A 15,920-nucleotide genomic window follows, 5' to 3' on the forward strand; every position below is an offset into this window, starting at 1 on the left:
CTGTTTATGATGATAGTATACATTATTATATATAATATAAACCATGAAACACTCAAGACGTTTATTTTTTAAGCAAGGATTGGCCGGGGCTCTCTTGTTGGGAACTTCCGCTATCGCTAAGGCCGGTTTGCCGGACCCTGTAAAACCAAAGGCTCCGAAGGCCGTAAATCCATTTCATCTGGGAATGGCGGGATATACTTTCGTTAATTTTGATTTAGATACGACGTTGAAGACGTTGGAACGATTAGATATCCATTATCTTTGCATCAAGGATTTCCATTTGCCGTTGAATAGTACGGATGAGCAGATTAGGGCTTTTCATGATAAATGCGCTGTCCATAAAGTGACGGGATATGCCGTAGGTCCTATTTATATGAAGAGCGAGGAAGAGATAGACCGTGCGTTTGATTATGCGAAGCGGGTAGGAGTGAAGTTGATCGTCGGTGTCCCGAATTACGAGCTTTTACCCTATGTGGATAAAAAAGTGAAGGAGTATGATTTCCATTACGCCATCCACTTGCACGGTCCTGATATTAAGACGTATCCCGACGCTACGGACGTTTGGGAGCATACGAAGGATTTAGACCCCCGTATCGGTATGTGTCTGGATGTCGGACATGACTTGCGAAACGGCTGTGATCCTGTGGCCGACTTGAAGAAATACCACACCCGGGTGTTTGATATGCATATCAAGGACGTGACGGATTCTTCGAAGGCGGGAGTCGGGATCGAGATCGGTCGTGGAAAGATCGACTTCCCTGCGCTGATCCGTATGATGCGGGAAGTTAATTACACGGGAATGTGTAGCTTGGAATACGAGAAAGACATGAAAGACCCATTCTTGGGGATCGCGGAGTCTATCGGCTATTTCAAGGCTGTGAGTGATTTGACATAATGTGGGGGCGTAAATCGCCCCCTTTTAAATAGATGAAGATGAGAAGCATTCTTTTTATAGGCATAGCGGGTTTGTTGTCCGCTTGTAGCACGATTAATTATGTAGGTATCGAGACGTATAATCCTGCGGAGGTGACATTTCCAGAGAATGTCGCTAAAGTACTTATCGTAAACAATGCCGTCCCCCAACCGGAGGATGCGGGTTACGAATACACCTTGCAGGGAGAAAAGCAGGATACTTGCAAAGCGAAAGCGGATAGTGCGCTGTTTGACGCTTGCCGTACTTTAGGGGAGGCTATCGTGGAGGCTTCTTATTTTAACGACGTATTGCTTTACCATGATGCGGTTCGAAAAGATAATCAGGCGTTTCTGGATACGAAACTTACCCAAGGGCAAGTAGTGTCGCTATGCGATGAGACCGGTGCCGATGCGGTTATCTCCATCGACCGCTTGCTGTTCGATATGAAGAAAAGCGTAGGTACCTTGGGCGAAGGGTATGTAATGGGAATGATCGACGTGCAGATGGCTGGCGTGATACGCAGTTACGTTCCCGATCGTGAGGCTCCACTGGCGACGGTACATATGAAAGATAGTATTTATTGGGCGGAAAGTGCGGATTATATGCCGATCTTGGATAAGGTATTGCCCTCTCCGGAGAATGCTTTGCGTGGGGCCGGTAAATATTTCGGGGCGAAGGTCTACGCTAATTTTGTTCCTCATTGGGAGAAGGAGACTCGTTGGTACTTTACCGGAATGGGTTCACGTTGGAAAGAGGCTTCCGCTTATGCGGCTAATGAGAAATGGGATATGGCGGAAGATCGTTGGTCCGGGCTTTACCGGGGTACGGAAAACTGGAAAAGCCGGGCGAAGGCGGCCTCTAATCTGGCCCTATGCCATGAGATGAGAGGAGATTTAAAAGAAGCCTATGAGTGGGCTCATAAATCATACGATTTATTCAAGCGTAATAGTGGTGATAATGATAAGAGTACCAAATTATTGGAACTCTATGTGCAGGCGTTGGCCGAACGAATTCGTTCCGATAAGAAACTAAATGTGCAATTTGGTGAGGATTAACGGCGTTATTCGGTGAATTATTATTACTTTTGACGCATATTCGAATAAAGGAGAATTAATATATGAACGCAAATATAGCAAAGGTTCAATCCCTCATCGAGAATGCTTTTACGTCGGCTATTGAAAAGCTGGCCAAGGATGAGTCCGGTAATTTTATAAGCGACTTATATGTGCAGGCCGATGCGGAAAGCGGGGAACTGCAAATTTATGATGATGATGAGCATTTGGTCGAAAAGATCGTTATCTTCGATTGGGTGAACTCGAACGAGGAGGAGAACGCATTCAATAAGCGGGTTGCCGCTTCGGTGAAGGCGGTCCTTACGATCTTATCCACCAAGAATATTTTTGACGCTCCCCGGTTCATGAAACCTCTTTCTGTTAGCTTGACTGATGAAGATTTTGTTGTGATAGAGGAACTTCTCTTCATAGACGATGATGTGCTTCGTCTGGACGATCCTCTATTAAAAGATTTAGATGCGGATTTAGATGATTTTTTAGCGAATCTTCTTGCAGATGTCAAATAAACCCTGTATCTTTGCGCCCGAAATAAAGAAACAAATGTTGCCGAAATAGCTCAGCTGGTAGAGCAACGCATTCGTAATGCGTAGGTCGCCGGTTCAAGTCCGGCTTTCGGCTCTTCATGATAAGGTAGCTATCGTAATGGTAGCTGCCTTTTTTTGTGTTGATAATACATACCATTTACATACAATTAACTCCTCGATAGGGCTCCAAGTTTAGATGTCCTACCTTTAATTCCGGACAGAAGAACGACCTCATGTCTACCCCCTCCCCTAGATATATTCATTAAGTTTACCTTGCATTTAATAAGCCATAAGTTCTTTCCAATTCAAACGATTTAGTAACTTTGCATTGTAGTCCGTCACACCTAAGGCGTTAGGTCACTGATGGAGGACATATTTAGTTAACGAAGTGCGTTTGACATATTATCCTATCGTGAAATCTCGACAATTTCAATCTCTAAGGATAATAGGCAAGAACGTCCTCGCTCGCTATGTTGTTATATACCTTTCCACATTGTGAAAGGACAATATACTCCATAGGGGCGTAGGGCTATTGTTTATTACTTAGAGATGGGCAGTCGAGAGCCTCACGATGGTAGTATTCAGTAGTTCCTGCGCCTTTTTTGTGTTTAATAGCTTACCAGAGGGAACTGGTAAGCAACTTTAAATTTTGTCTTATGGGATTATTCACTTTTGTAGAACGAATTTCCTTATTGTACGATTGTAGAGCCATTATGAAATTGATGGTGAAACTTCAAAGGTGTTCTGAGCCAGACAAGGTGGAATTATGCCTTGAGGTGGAGAAAAGGGTACAAGCCTTATCCTGTAAAGGCGATAAGATGCTAGATGCGGCTCTGAGCGTTATCATACCAATTCAAGGCAGGGATAACGACCTATATTCCTTCTTGCTAATAGTGAGGGAAGAGCTGGATTCATTCAGCAAATGTTGGTGTGCAGGTATGATCTGTTAGTACTATAAAACTGCAGAAAATAATCCGAAGATTATTTGTATAATAATCTTTGGATTATTAGATTTGTGCTGTCAAACCAAACGAGTATTACCGATAAATTTTAAGTCGATGACAAAAGAAGAGCGAGGGAAGCTCGTTCAACAAATGGAAAACCTAAAGTTGCTTTTTGAATTCCATACAGGGAATCGAGTAATAAAAGGAGATCCAGAGTTCGAGCAATATATCAATGATATTTTGGATATGATTGCGGAGATCGAAGAAAAACTAAAAAACTGAGTAATAAACAAGACCCCTCTTTTGGGGGGATAAAAATAATATATTTATGAGAGACTTATCAAAATTTTTACCAACTGCGGACATGCAGGCTGATTTTGAAAAGTTCCAAAGTCTGTCTCCCGAGGAGCGTGCGATGTTTCAAGAAGAGCGTGCCCGTAAGATGGAATCAATGCCCGGGGAAGAACGTGAGGCTTTTGTCGATTCTACTCGTGAAGGATTACGTGCGATTAAGAATGAATTGCAGGATGTTAAACTTGCTTTGGAATTAGGAGATGTCGCGAATGCAATCTCTTTGAGTTATATAGCGAAGGCTTATTTTGGAAAAAGTAAGAACTGGCTTTACCAGCGTTTAAATGGGAATAAGGTTAATGGTAAACCCGCTCAATTTACGGAAGAGGAACGTAAACGTTTTGCGGAAGCTCTGCTAGATTTGAGTAAGAGGATAAATGAAACTGCGCTTAAGTTTGCTTAAGCTCGAAGTGTTTGACAATAATTTTGGCCCTGCTTTATTTTAAAGTGGGGCTTTCTTGTTTTTCTCGTAAGGTTTCCTCATTTTTACATTGCATAATATTATTTTCTAGGTGTTGTAAACCAATTACAATTGGCCTTGATTTTATTGGGCTAGGATTAATAATATATTGTAGTTTCCCTTAAAAATAACCTTTATGCAAAACTATACACAACAGCCTTCTGTTTCAAGAGTTATTCCTCCTTCACAAAAAATAAATAAATGTGTGGGTATAGAAGAGTTTTAAACTAAATGCCGCATGTCTTAACTGATTACCCAGAATATGTGACTATGACAAGAGGTTGGCTGATACCTAATACACCAATACCTGCTAAGCCTCATAGAGAGTATCAATGACAAAAGGGAATACCCGTTGCTGGATATTCCCTAAATGTTTGATATATGCTAAATTGTGGAGCATATCGGACTCGAACCGATCACCTACAGACTGCCAGTCTGTCGCTCTAGCCAGATGAGCTAATGCCCCGTCTTGTTAATTCATGTGCAAATATAAGGCTTTTCTTGATATATGCGCTATCTTTGTATAAGAAATTTCAAGAGAAAGGAAAGAAGATGATAGTTTATAATACGACTTTTCATATCCATAAGGATATCGTGGATGAGTGTCTGGAATATTTGAAGAATAGTTATATACCGAAAGCCTCCGAGAGCGGTATCCTTTATAGTCCTTATTTGAGACGGATCTTGGATTCGCGGAATGAGGAAGGTGAAAGTTTTTCCGTACAGTTTCATACGAGGGATATCGATTCGTTGAATGAGTGGGTGCGTAAGGAAGGCGGAGCCTTGCAGCAAGATTTGATAGGACGTTATAAAGAGAAAATCGCAGGATTCTCTACCCTGTTGGAAGATATAGAATTGCCTAAATGATCAAGGACCGTATTATATTAGGCATAGACCCCGGTACGATCGTGATGGGATACGGAATCTTGAAGATCGAGGGAAATAAGCCGATGCTGGAAGCTATGGGAATCCTGCAATTGAATAAGTATGAGGATCATTACCTCCGTCTGCGTAAGATATTCGAACGGGTCTTGGCCTTGATCGATCAATACCATCCGGATGAGTTGGCTATCGAGGCGCCTTTCTTCGGGAAGAACGTACAGAGTATGTTGAAACTCGGAAGGGCACAAGGAGTAGCGATGGCGGCGGCTTTAGAGCGGGATATCCCGATCTTCGAGTACGCCCCTCTAAAAATCAAGCTCTCGATCACGGGGAATGGAAATGCGGCGAAAGAACAAGTGGCCGGCATGCTACAACGCTATCTGAAGATACCGGATGAGTCTATGCTTCCGCAATTGGACGCTACGGATGGGTTGGCGGCGGCTGTTTGTCATTATTTCCAAACCAATAATCCGGTCTCGGAAAAGAAGTATACGGGATGGAAGGATTTTATCGCTAAGAACCCCGGGAAAGTCCGCTGATATGAGCTTAAAAAACATAGTTATGAAATTCTCAAACCATAACTAAGGTTCAAAGAATTCATAACTATGTTTTTATTTAGCCTAAACTGACCTTATTCTTATACGATACCTTGCGCCATCATAGCTTTCGCTACTTTCATGAAGCCTGCGATATTAGCGCCTTTTACATAATTGATATATTCGCCATCTTTACCGTGAGCTACGCATTGTTCGTGGATTGCGCTCATGATCTGATGTAATTTAGCGTCTACCTCGGCGGCGGTCCATGAGATATGCATAGCGTTCTGAGTCATCTCTAATCCGGAAGTAGCTACACCACCGGCGTTGACAGCCTTACCCGGAGCGAATAATTGCTTATGCTCGATGAACAAGTCTACAGCCTCAGCCGTACAACCCATGTTAGAAACCTCAGCTACGCACAAAGTCTTGTTCTCGATCAACTTACGAGCGTCAGCCTCGTTCAACTCATTCTGGGTAGCGCATGGCAAGGCTATATCTACTTTTTGTTCCCAAGGTTTCTTGCCGGGATAGAAGGTAGAGCCCGGGAATTCGTCTGCGTAAGGAGCTACGATATCATTTCCGGAATTACGCAATTCCAACATATAGTCGATCTTCTCGCCGGAGATACCCGCCGGATCATAGATATATCCGTCAGGACCGGAGATAGTAACCACTTTAGCGCCCAACTCGGTTGCCTTTGTAGCGGCACCCCAAGCCACGTTGCCGAAACCGGAGATGGCGACCGTCTTGTCCTTGATATCGATTCCGTGAGTCTCCAGCATTTGATGTACGAAATAAAGAGCGCCGAAGCCGGTAGCTTCCGGACGAAGGATAGAACCTCCGAACTCCATGCCCTTACCCGTGAACGTACCTGTGTTCTCGCGAGCCAATTTCTTGTACATACCGTACATATAACCAACCTCACGGCCACCTACGCCTATATCGCCAGCCGGAACATCCCTGTCCGGACCAAGATTACGCCATAATTCAAGAATAAACGCTTGGCAGAAACGCATGATCTCGGCATCGCTCTTTCCTCTCGGAGCGAAATCGGAACCACCTTTGCCACCACCCATCGGAAGGGTTGTCAAAGCGTTTTTAAATGTTTGCTCGAATCCTAAGAATTTCAAGATAGACAAGTTAACGGACGGGTGGAAACGGATGCCTCCCTTGTACGGGCCGATTGCGTTGTTGAACTGAACACGGTATCCCAAGTTAACTTGTATCTCACCTTTATCATCTACCCAAGGCACACGGAAAGTGAAAATACGTTCCGGCTCAACTAGGCGTTCAATGATTTTCGCTTTCTCAAATTCCGGATGTTGGTTGTACACTTCCTCAATTGATAAAAGCACTTCTTTTACTGCTTGCAAATACTCCTTTTCTCCCGGATGTTTTGCCTCTAGCGCTGATAAAATAACTTCAGTCTTCATAGCATTTATATTCTTTAAAAGGATAACATTCTGTTGGCAAATGTAGGTAATTCTTTGGAATGACCAAGAGTTTCGCTTACTTTTTATCAGTGAAAACCTAAAAATCTTCAGTTAGAGTCAGAATGCGTACTTTCATGTTTCAATAGTTATTATTTTTCCTTACATTTGACTCGAATAATTCTATCAGAATCTATTATGAGCGGTATACCGAACTTAAAAGACTTGGTGTTCAGAGACACCCCGTTTGCCAATCTAATGAATAAGCGTATATATAATGTATTGCTTATCGCTACGAAATATGATTCCTTCATGCTGGAAGATGACGGGCGTGTAGATGAGCAGATATTTAACGAATATACTTCCTTAAGCCTCCGTTACCCACCCCGGTTTACGCAGGTGACTACCGAGGAGGAGGCTTTGAATGAGTTGAAGAACCGGAACTTCGAATTGATCATTTGCATGCCGAATATGGATAACCGGGATATATTCGCTGCGGCGAGCGAGATAAAGGTGCATTATCCGAATATCCCGATCGTTGTATTGACTCCTTTCTCGAAAGAGGTGTCTAAGCGGATCGCCAACGAGGATCTGAGCGCTATCGATTATGTGTTCAGCTGGTTGGGTAACTCGGAGTTGTTACTGGCGATTATCAAGTTGATCGAGGATAAGATGAACGCTCCGGACGATACGGCCAGCGTGGGCGTACAGATCATCTTGTTGGTGGAGGATTCCATTCGTTTCTATTCGTCCGCTTTGCCTCATTTATATAAGTTCGTGCTGGAGCAGAGCCAAATGTTCGCGAAGGAGGCGTTGAACGATCACCAGCGTACGTTGCGTATGCGGGGTCGTCCGAAGATCAAATTGGCCCGGAATTACGAGGAGGCGGTACGTATTTTTGATCAGTATCGGGATAATATGTTGGGTATTATCTCGGATATGAGTTTTATGCACAATGGCGTGAAAGATCCGTATGCCGGTTATAAGTTCGGACAGTATGTACGGAAAACGGGTTTGATCATTCCTTTCGTGCTGGAATCTTCGGAGGCCAGCAACCATGTGTACGCGAAGGAACTGAACGCCTCGTTTATCGATAAGAATTCCAAGAGTTACCCGCAGGATTTGAAAAAGAAGATCATGCAGCGTTTCGGCTTCGGCGATTTCGTGATCCTGAATCCGCATACGAAAGAGGAGATCATGCGCATCAAGGATTTGAAAGACCTTCAAAAGAAAGTCTTCCAGATTCCCGACGATTCGTTGGTTTACCATCTCTCCCGGAATCATTTCTCCCGTTTCTTTTATTCCCGTGCCATGTTTCCGCCCGCCGAGGTTTTGAAGCATGTGGACGTGAGTGACTATAAGGATATGGATGAGGCTCGGAAATTGATTTTCGACTTGATCGTGCAATATCGCCGGATGAAGAACACGGGTGTCGTGGCGGTTTATCAGAAGGATCGTTTTGATGAGTATAGTAATTTTGCCCGTATCGGTGACGGTTCGCTGGGAGGTAAGGGTAGAGGTCTTGCCTTTATCGGTGCGATGGTGAAGCGATACCCTAAGCTGGAGAGTGATAATTTTGCCGTGAATATCCCGAAGACGGTCGTGATCTGTACCGATATCTTCGACGAGTTCATGGAGACGAACGAGTTGTATCCGGTAGCGCTGGGCGATGCGGACGACGAGACGATCCTCCGGTATTTCTTGCGGGCCAGCTTGCCCTCCCGTTTAATCGAGGACTTGATGGCTTTCTTCGATGTGGTGAAAAGCCCGATCGCCGTGCGTTCCTCCAGCCTGCTGGAAGATTCGCATTATCAACCTTTCGCCGGGATCTATTCTACGTATATGGTACCTAAGATCGAGGAGAAATACGATATGCTCCGTACGGTGAGCGACGCTATCAAGGCGGTGTATGCCTCTGTCTTTTATAAGGACAGTAAGGCGTATATGACGGCTACCTCGAACTTGATCGATCAGGAGAAGATGGCTATCGTCTTGCAAGAAGTGGTGGGCTCCCGTTATAATGATCATTTCTATCCGACGATGTCGGGCGTGGCCCGTTCCTTGAATTTCTATCCGATCGGTAACGAGAAGGCGGAAGATGGGATCGCGAATATCGCCTTGGGATTGGGTAAGTATATCGTCGACGGCGGGCAAACCTTGCGTTTCTCTCCCCGACATCCCCATAGTATCTTGCAGATGAGTACGATGGATTTCGCTCTTAGGGAAACGCAGACTCGTTTCTATGCCTTGGATTTGAAGAATATGGCGGAGGCTTTCTCGGTGGATGATGCCTTTAACTTGGTGAAGCTGGGTTTGAAGGACGCTGACGCTGAAGGTTCCTTGAAATATATTGTCTCTACATACGATCCGTACGATCAGATTATCCGTGACGGTTATTATCCGGGCGGTCGTAAGATCCTTTCTTTCGTGAATATCCTACAGCATGACGTATTCCCGCTGGCGGATACGTTGGATCAGATCTTACGGATCGGGCAGCAGGAAATGGGTCGTCCGGTCGAGATTGAGTTCGCTGTCAACATGGACCCTTCGGATCATACAAGGGCGACTTTCTATCTGTTGCAAATCCGTCCGATCGTAGATAATAAAGAGATTATGGACGAGGATCTGAGCTTGGTGAAGAACGAGGAAACCATCCTTTCTTCTACCAGTGTTTTGGGGCATGGTATCGTTGGCGACGTACAGGATATTATCTATGTGAAGACGGGCGCTTTTAATTCATCCAATAATCAGTTGATCGCTTATGAGATCGAGAAGATGAACCGTTCGTTCACCGATCAGGAGAAAGGATACGTATTAGTCGGCCCCGGCCGATGGGGGAGCAGCGACTCTTGGTTGGGTATTCCGGTGAAATGGCCGCATATCAGTAACGCACGGGTGATCGTGGAGTGCGGATTGGAGAATTATCGGGTAGACCCGAGTCAAGGTACCCATTTCTTCCAGAACCTGACTTCGTTCGGAGTGGGCTATTTTACGGTTAATCCATTTAAGGGAGATGGTTGGTTCGATGAGGCGTTCTTGAATGCGCAACCTGCCGTAGAGGAGACGGAATATCTTCGTCATGTACGTTTTGATGCTCCGATTACGATTAAGATGGATGGGAAGAAAAGTCTTGGCGTGGTATTGAAACCATAAAAAGATAGCGTTTCAAGAGAAGATAGTTGTTTGTGGATTTGCGAGACGAGCCGGTAAGACGGGGCTCGCGAATCCATTTTTTATTTCAAGTGGAAAGTGGCAAGAACCGCTTTGTGGTCGGTAGGCCAGATTCCAAGGGGAGTCATGATCGGGTCGGAGGTCTCTTCCGTCTCTCTTTGCCCACGGAGGATGTCACCTTTCGGACCGATGATACATACATCTGTAAGCGTTAATCCCTCGAATGGAGCGTAATGGATGAAATCGATGCGATCTCTATCGTCCGCTTTCGGCGACCAAACTAATTTCTCTAAAGCGATATCCTTACAGTCCGCCGGGCAGGTAAGTCCCGGATGAGTTACAGGGTTCGGGAAGATCTCACGGTACGTATCTTTGAAGCCGTCTTTCTCCAGCATGACGGATACGTGCCAAGGAACAACCAATCCTTGGTGGTCTCTCATCTCTTTGGTCGCCTCGGTCCAGTCCAGATGGGAAGGCTCGTTAAAGTCCCCTCCGAGGATAACGATCCGTCCAGCTTCCCGATCCTTTTTCGCCTCTTTTAGGAAGCAAGCGATAGCGTCGTCACGGACAGATTGTTCGTTCAACCATAGGAGTGTATCCAGATTGGTGACAGGAGGTTCCTCGTCCCATGTATTTCCGTCGTATCCACGGGCATCGTAATAAGCGCAATTGCGATAATCCAGATGGGCGGTGTAAAGAGCTACCTCGGTATCGCCGATGTGGGTAATGGCCTTGTACATACTACCCCTGTCATCGTTCAAGGGATAGACGGTCGTGCTATCTGTGATCGGGTAGCGGCTTAACAGACCGGAATCCTCGGTGTAGAAAGAATAGTACGTTTGTCCTCTTTGCTGCAACGCTTCCACGATCCGGTCGCAAAAACGGGTCTGATGATAATTACGTACCTCGCTTAACGTAACGAAATCAGCGTTACTTCTTACGATCTCGTCAGCGATAGCGTCAAAGCCTCCTTTTACGACAGCGCCTTCCTGCCAGATGTTGAATTGAAGAACCTTGAAAGTCTTCTCTTGCTGGCAAGAGCTGAGGCCCAGCGCGATCAACAAGAGTAAGTAGATAAAACTAGTTTTTTTCATGTGTGAAATATTTTGTTAGATGTTTTGTCGTAGCCATTCCTCGGCGGCGGCCAAGGTTTCCGGCTTGCCGATATCCAATAGTTTTAGGTTATCCGCCATATAAGCCCTGATATCGGTTTTGGCGCAAATAGCCAGATAGAAGTTAATGATAGAGAACTTTCCGGTCCATTCTTCCATCAGCTCCAATATCTTGGGCGAGAGTACGTGGATTCCGCTAAAGGCGTACTCGTTGTGTTGATCCGGGTCAAAATAGGGATAGTAAGATTTTACCTCGCCGGTCTCATGATTACGCCAACCACACAGTCTATTCTCCTTATTAAATAATAGATAACGTGAGGTATTGCGCTGGCTGACGAGTAAGGTAGCCAACGGGTTCGTTTGTACATGGGTATCGTATAGTTTCTTGAGATCCACGTTCGATAAGATATCGACATTATGTATCAAGAAAGGCTCGTTCCCGCATAAAAGAGAAGTGGCCTTCTTGATTCCTCCTCCCGTATCCAGCAGATAATCGCTCTCGTCCGAGATTTCGATCCGGACACCGAAGTTGTTGTTCGCCTCCAGAAAATCCACGATCTGGTTGCCTAAATGGTGGATATTGATCACGATCTGGTCGAAACCGGAGGATTTCAGTTTCAGTATGACGTGTTCTAGCATCGGTTTGCCCCCGATAGGTATAAGCGCTTTTGGCGTGTGATCGGTTAACGGCTTCAGTCTGGAACCAGTACCGGCCGCGAAAATCATAGCTTTCATAATGTAGGGTTAAAGAGTTGTTCTATATTTTGTTCTCTATGTACTAAATGTACTTTTACTCCGAACTTGGTGTTAAGATGTTCCGCCAGATGCTGTGCGGAATAGACCGAACGGTGCTGTCCTCCCGTACATCCGAAACAAATCATCAAATTGGTGAATCCACGATCCATATATCGTTTTACCGAGGCGTCTACGATATGGTAGACATGCTCGAGGAAGTTCGTGATCTCCCCGTCATCCTCCAAGAACTGGATCACTGGCTCATCCAAACCGGTGAAATGGTTGTAACGCTCGTATTTACCGGGGTTATTTATCGCACGGCAATCGAATACGAATCCACCTCCGTTCCCGCTAGGGTCGTTCGGGATTCCTTTTTTATAGGCGAAGCTCATGACCTTTACTTCCAGCATATGTTTCTGGATATCGTCCGTGAATTGTTTCAACCCGGTAAGCTCACGAAGGACGGAGCATAAATAGGGATATTCCGGATAGTCATTCTTCAATAACTGCCGCAGGTTCTCGATTGCGAACGGGACGCTTTGGATGAAATGGGGTTTTTTCTCGAAATATCCCCGGAAACCATAAGCCCCCAATACCTGCAAGGTCCTAAACAGGACGAAATGGCGCAGCTGGCTATGGAAGTAAGCCTCGTCTACCGGGATATATTTACGTAGGGCCGTGATATAATCCGATAGTAATTCATTCCTCAGATCCTCCGGATATTTCGCTTTCGCCTGCCAAAGGAAGGAAGCCACGTCGTAATAAACCGGGCCTTTTCGTCCACCTTGAAAATCAATAAACCAAGGCTCTCCGTCCTTTACCATAACATTGCGTGACTGGAAATCACGGTATAGGAACGTGGCGGATGAACTGCGTAACAATACGTCGCTCATCTTCAAGAAATCATCTTCCAGACGGTTTTCTTGAAACTCCATCCCGGTAGCCTTTAAGAAACAGTACTTGAAATAATTCAAGTCCCAAAGGATAGACCGTTGGTTGAACTCGGCTTGCGGATGGCAATACGAGAAATCGAAACCGTCGGACCCCAAGAACTGGATGTCGGGGAGTTTGGTGATCGTCTTGTGTAATAAACGGCGTTCCTCCTCGTCGAATACACTGCTTTTACGGCCTTTCTCGATGGCGTTGAAAAGAAGCGTATCTCCTAAATCTTCTTGGATATAAAATGAATGGTCGTCCGAGCTGGCATATACTTGCGGTACGGGTAAGCCCTTCCCCCGGAAATGTTTTGCCATATAGATAAAAGCCTCGTTCTCCTCAATAGAAGTGCCACTAACTCCAATCAACGTCTCAGGACCTTTTATCCTGAAATACCGGCGGTTAGAGCCGGATGACGGTAACTCCGTTATTTCCTCTGCCGGTGATCCGGTATATGATTGGTATAGCTTCCTAAGTTCTTCTGTTATCATACTTATCGATTTACGGCACTAAGATACCGCTTTTTAATTGAAAATTAAGAATTGAAAATTGAAAATTGGGACTTCGTCGGAAATAAGAAAGGGGAATAGCCTCTCAAAGCCTATCCCCCTCGCTTATATGATCATCAATCGCTCCTCTCTAACTAATTTTCAATTCTCAATTCTTAATTTTCAATTACCTAGAGTATTCCTTGTGCCATCATAGCCTTAGCTACCTTCATGAAGCCGGCTACGTTGGCGCCTTTCACGTAGTTTACGTAACCATCCTCTTGCTTTCCGTATTTTACGCATTGCTCGTGGATGTTTTCCATGATGCTTTGAAGTTTCTGGTCTACTTCCTCGCTGCTCCAGCTTAACTTCTGTGCGTTCTGAGTCATCTCAAGACCGGAAACGGATACACCACCTGCGTTAGCGGCCTTACCCGGAGCGTAAAGGATCTTGGCCTCAAGGAATGCGTCGATAGCTTCTGGTGTAGAAGGCATGTTAGCACCCTCGGATACGGCGAAGCAACCGTTGGCCAATAAAGTCTTGGCATCGTCGCCGTTCAACTCATTCTGGGTTGCGCTCGGCATAGCGATGTCGCATTTCTCTCCCCAAGGACGAGCGCCTTGTACATATTTGCATCCGTATTGCTCCGCGTATTCACGGATACGGCCACGATACAAGTTCTTCAACTCCATGATATAATCCAGTTTCTCACGGTCGATACCATCCGGATCATAGATATAACCGTCGGAATCAGACATCGTGACAACTTTCGCTCCAAGACTGATTAATTTCTCTACCGTATATTGAGCCACGTTTCCGGAACCTGATACACAAACTACCTTGTCCTTGATATCAATGTTGCGGGTTTTCAGCATCTGCAACAAGAAATATACGTTTCCGTAACCTGTAGCTTCCGGACGGATCAAGGAACCTCCGAACTCGATACCCTTACCCGTGAATGTGCCCGTATTCTCACGAGCCAATTTCTTGTACATTCCATACATATAAGCCACCTCACGTCCGCCTACACCGATATCGCCGGCGGGAACATCCGTGTCCGGACCGATATGGTGCCATAACTCAAGGATGAAGGCTTGGCAGAAACGCATGATCTCAGCGTTTGACTTTCCTCTCGGGCTAAAGTCGGAACCTCCTTTACCACCACCCATCGGCAATGTAGTCAGTGAATTTTTAAACGTTTGCTCAAAAGCCAAGAACTTAAGGATCGATTGGTTTACGGAAGCGTGGAAACGGATACCGCCTTTGTACGGGCCGATAGCGTTGTTGTGCTGGATACGGTAACCCATGTTCGTCTGGATTTGTCCCTTATCGTCCATCCAAGTTACACGGAAAGAGAAAATGCGATCGGGGATACAAAGGCGCTCGATCAAGTTGCTTTTCTCAAATTCCGGATGCTCGTTGTAAGCTTCCTCGATAGTCCCTAAAACCTCTGATACTGCTTGATGATATTCCGGTTCGTTCGGAAATCTTCTTTTCAAGTTGTCTAAAACTTCACTTGCCTTCATGACTGAATTTTATATTTAGAATGTTATACCATTTTGTTATCCGTACGCCGTTTGTTTAACGACGTGGCAAAGGTAAGCTAATTTTTGACACTAGCAAATAATTGAAAGAGAAAATGCGTAAAAAATATCATTTAGATATATTAAGTTTGAAAAAACGACGAAATGTTATTCATCTCTATGCTTGAAACTCTTATAGATCGGAACGAACACAATGATAGCGGAGGCTACAAGGGCAAATATGACGTCGAAATTGATCGTTTCGCTGTATACAAGCAGCATGTAGCATAAGACACCCCATAGTAAGGTGATACATACGGCTTGACTATTTGTTATCTTTCTGCGTGCCATTGATTACATTTGTTTAGTTTGAGGAAATAAGCGATCCGAAGTAAATCACCAAAGCCAAAAAGACAGCTATGATGACGAATAGGATCATGATTTGTTTCTCTAAGGGATATTTTCGTAGAAAAGGGATATGACGTGCGAATCCGGCGACTTGTTCTACCGGTTCCGCTTGCTCGTCTTCCCGGGGTAGGTCGTAACCGCCTTCCTCCATGATCTTCATGGCTCGGGGAACGTCGCTTTCCAGAATCTCCACCCGTGCGCCGCCTACGTCTACGTAACCGGCCATGATCTGGCTGCTTAACTCATTGCGGAGATAACATTCTATCCCTTCCGACCTCAACAGGGCCATCAGCGGTTGGGCATCCGCCGGATAGGTGAACCGGGCTATTTCTACGATCTTGTCCATGGTATTTGTTTTTCTGCAAATGTAAGTAGACAATCACGAATTAACCGTGTTTTTTATTGTAATTTACTTTTTTTATACGTGAAAA

General features: G+C 45.1%; 16 protein-coding genes and 2 tRNA genes. 10 read left to right on the top strand and 8 right to left on the bottom strand.

Annotated features, from left to right (window positions below; genetic code table 11):
• The first annotated feature begins 43 nt into the window (after positions 1–43).
• From DWX84_RS07425 to DWX84_RS07450, 7 genes are all read left to right on the top strand, one after another.
• Positions 44–895: a sugar phosphate isomerase/epimerase gene (locus DWX84_RS07425; protein ID WP_048928175.1), complete on the top strand. Its 852-nt coding sequence runs from the start codon at positions 44–46 to the stop codon at positions 893–895.
• Between the two features lie 38 nt (positions 896–933).
• Positions 934–1,968, top strand: coding sequence for a DUF6340 family protein (locus DWX84_RS07430; RefSeq protein ID WP_005868521.1), 1,035 nt, complete (start codon positions 934–936; stop codon positions 1,966–1,968).
• Positions 1,969–2,030: 62 nt separating this feature from the next.
• A complete protein-coding gene (locus DWX84_RS07435; RefSeq protein WP_005868523.1) occupies positions 2,031–2,492 on the top strand; it encodes a hypothetical protein in 462 nt (153 codons plus the stop codon).
• A gap of 39 nt (positions 2,493–2,531) precedes the next feature.
• A tRNA-Thr gene (locus tag DWX84_RS07440) sits at positions 2,532–2,604 on the top strand.
• A 562-nt stretch (positions 2,605–3,166) separates the two neighbouring features.
• Positions 3,167–3,460, top strand: coding sequence for a hypothetical protein (locus tag DWX84_RS07445; protein WP_122377459.1), 294 nt, complete (start codon positions 3,167–3,169; stop codon positions 3,458–3,460).
• Positions 3,461–3,568: 108 nt separating this feature from the next.
• A complete protein-coding gene (locus DWX84_RS21620; protein WP_172618171.1) occupies positions 3,569–3,736 on the top strand; it encodes a hypothetical protein in 168 nt (55 codons plus the stop codon).
• A 46-nt stretch (positions 3,737–3,782) separates the two neighbouring features.
• Positions 3,783–4,208, top strand: a complete 426-nt coding sequence (locus DWX84_RS07450) for a DUF5053 domain-containing protein (protein ID WP_008772583.1) — start codon at positions 3,783–3,785, stop codon at positions 4,206–4,208.
• 449 nt (positions 4,209–4,657) lie between these two features.
• On the opposite strand, the gene DWX84_RS07455 is transcribed toward DWX84_RS07450, so the two are convergent.
• Positions 4,658–4,731, bottom strand: a tRNA-Ala gene (locus tag DWX84_RS07455).
• A gap of 86 nt (positions 4,732–4,817) precedes the next feature.
• Between DWX84_RS07455 and DWX84_RS07460 the strand changes: the two genes are divergently transcribed.
• Both DWX84_RS07460 and ruvC read left to right on the top strand, forming a co-directional pair.
• Positions 4,818–5,132, top strand: a complete 315-nt coding sequence (locus DWX84_RS07460; protein WP_005868538.1) for a DUF4286 family protein — start codon at positions 4,818–4,820, stop codon at positions 5,130–5,132.
• Positions 5,129–5,686 (top strand): crossover junction endodeoxyribonuclease RuvC, encoded by a 558-nt coding sequence (ruvC, locus tag DWX84_RS07465; protein ID WP_048928176.1) that lies wholly within the window; start codon positions 5,129–5,131, stop codon positions 5,684–5,686. Before DWX84_RS07460 ends, ruvC begins: the two co-directional genes overlap by 4 nt.
• A 98-nt stretch (positions 5,687–5,784) precedes the next feature.
• On the opposite strand, the gene gdhA is transcribed toward ruvC, so the two are convergent.
• Positions 5,785–7,119 carry an NADP-specific glutamate dehydrogenase gene (gene gdhA, locus DWX84_RS07470; protein WP_005868539.1) on the bottom strand — a complete coding sequence of 445 codons (1,335 nt, stop codon included), beginning with the start codon at positions 7,117–7,119 and terminating at the stop codon, positions 5,785–5,787.
• 195 nt (positions 7,120–7,314) lie between these two features.
• On the opposite strand from gdhA, the gene DWX84_RS07475 reads away from it, so the two are divergent.
• Entirely contained in the window at positions 7,315–10,269 is a 2,955-nt protein-coding gene (locus DWX84_RS07475) for a PEP/pyruvate-binding domain-containing protein (protein WP_005868540.1), read from the top strand.
• Positions 10,270–10,349: 80 nt separating this feature from the next.
• On the opposite strand, the gene DWX84_RS07480 is transcribed toward DWX84_RS07475, so the two are convergent.
• The 6 genes from DWX84_RS07480 to DWX84_RS07505 form a co-directional block, all read right to left on the bottom strand.
• Entirely contained in the window at positions 10,350–11,381 is a 1,032-nt protein-coding gene (locus DWX84_RS07480) for an endonuclease/exonuclease/phosphatase family protein (protein ID WP_005868542.1), read from the bottom strand.
• Positions 11,382–11,396: 15 nt separating this feature from the next.
• The gene (locus DWX84_RS07485) at positions 11,397–12,134 is read right to left on the bottom strand and encodes a nucleotidyltransferase family protein (RefSeq protein WP_005858756.1); all 738 of its coding nucleotides are present in this window, start codon (positions 12,132–12,134) and stop codon (positions 11,397–11,399) included.
• Positions 12,131–13,561: an RNase adapter RapZ gene (locus DWX84_RS07490; protein WP_005868544.1), complete on the bottom strand. Its 1,431-nt coding sequence runs from the start codon at positions 13,559–13,561 to the stop codon at positions 12,131–12,133. Before DWX84_RS07490 ends, DWX84_RS07485 begins: the two co-directional genes overlap by 4 nt.
• Before the next feature lie 188 nt (positions 13,562–13,749).
• The gene (locus tag DWX84_RS07495; protein WP_005858752.1) at positions 13,750–15,084 is read right to left on the bottom strand and encodes an NADP-specific glutamate dehydrogenase; all 1,335 of its coding nucleotides are present in this window, start codon (positions 15,082–15,084) and stop codon (positions 13,750–13,752) included.
• A gap of 165 nt (positions 15,085–15,249) precedes the next feature.
• A complete protein-coding gene (locus DWX84_RS07500) occupies positions 15,250–15,432 on the bottom strand; it encodes a hypothetical protein (RefSeq protein WP_005868546.1) in 183 nt (60 codons plus the stop codon).
• A 13-nt stretch (positions 15,433–15,445) separates the two neighbouring features.
• Positions 15,446–15,835, bottom strand: a complete 390-nt coding sequence (locus tag DWX84_RS07505) for a DUF2007 domain-containing protein (RefSeq protein ID WP_005858748.1) — start codon at positions 15,833–15,835, stop codon at positions 15,446–15,448.
• Between the last annotated feature and the right edge of the window lie 85 nt (positions 15,836–15,920).

Source organism: Parabacteroides sp. AF21-43 (assembly GCF_003635435.1).
Taxonomy (GTDB): Bacteria; Bacteroidota; Bacteroidia; order Bacteroidales; family Tannerellaceae; genus Parabacteroides; species Parabacteroides distasonis.

What these genes read in the sequence shown, in the direction of transcription:
- DWX84_RS07425 (WP_048928175.1), top strand. Translation starts at nt 44, where the DNA reads ATGAAACACTCAAGACGTTTATTTTTTAAGCAAGGATTGGCCGGGGCT.
- DWX84_RS07430 (WP_005868521.1), top strand. Translation starts at nt 934, where the DNA reads ATGAGAAGCATTCTTTTTATAGGCATAGCGGGTTTGTTGTCCGCTTGT.
- DWX84_RS07435 (WP_005868523.1), top strand. Translation starts at nt 2,031, where the DNA reads ATGAACGCAAATATAGCAAAGGTTCAATCCCTCATCGAGAATGCTTTT.
- DWX84_RS07445 (WP_122377459.1), top strand. Translation starts at nt 3,167, where the DNA reads ATGGGATTATTCACTTTTGTAGAACGAATTTCCTTATTGTACGATTGT.
- DWX84_RS21620 (WP_172618171.1), top strand. Translation starts at nt 3,569, where the DNA reads ATGACAAAAGAAGAGCGAGGGAAGCTCGTTCAACAAATGGAAAACCTA.
- DWX84_RS07450 (WP_008772583.1), top strand. Translation starts at nt 3,783, where the DNA reads ATGAGAGACTTATCAAAATTTTTACCAACTGCGGACATGCAGGCTGAT.
- DWX84_RS07460 (WP_005868538.1), top strand. Translation starts at nt 4,818, where the DNA reads ATGATAGTTTATAATACGACTTTTCATATCCATAAGGATATCGTGGAT.
- ruvC (WP_048928176.1), top strand. Translation starts at nt 5,129, where the DNA reads ATGATCAAGGACCGTATTATATTAGGCATAGACCCCGGTACGATCGTG.
- gdhA (WP_005868539.1), bottom strand. Translation starts at nt 7,119, where the DNA reads ATGAAGACTGAAGTTATTTTATCAGCGCTAGAGGCAAAACATCCGGGA.
- DWX84_RS07475 (WP_005868540.1), top strand. Translation starts at nt 7,315, where the DNA reads ATGAGCGGTATACCGAACTTAAAAGACTTGGTGTTCAGAGACACCCCG.
- DWX84_RS07480 (WP_005868542.1), bottom strand. Translation starts at nt 11,381, where the DNA reads ATGAAAAAAACTAGTTTTATCTACTTACTCTTGTTGATCGCGCTGGGC.
- DWX84_RS07485 (WP_005858756.1), bottom strand. Translation starts at nt 12,134, where the DNA reads ATGAAAGCTATGATTTTCGCGGCCGGTACTGGTTCCAGACTGAAGCCG.
- DWX84_RS07490 (WP_005868544.1), bottom strand. Translation starts at nt 13,561, where the DNA reads ATGATAACAGAAGAACTTAGGAAGCTATACCAATCATATACCGGATCA.
- DWX84_RS07495 (WP_005858752.1), bottom strand. Translation starts at nt 15,084, where the DNA reads ATGAAGGCAAGTGAAGTTTTAGACAACTTGAAAAGAAGATTTCCGAAC.
- DWX84_RS07500 (WP_005868546.1), bottom strand. Translation starts at nt 15,432, where the DNA reads ATGGCACGCAGAAAGATAACAAATAGTCAAGCCGTATGTATCACCTTA.
- DWX84_RS07505 (WP_005858748.1), bottom strand. Translation starts at nt 15,835, where the DNA reads ATGGACAAGATCGTAGAAATAGCCCGGTTCACCTATCCGGCGGATGCC.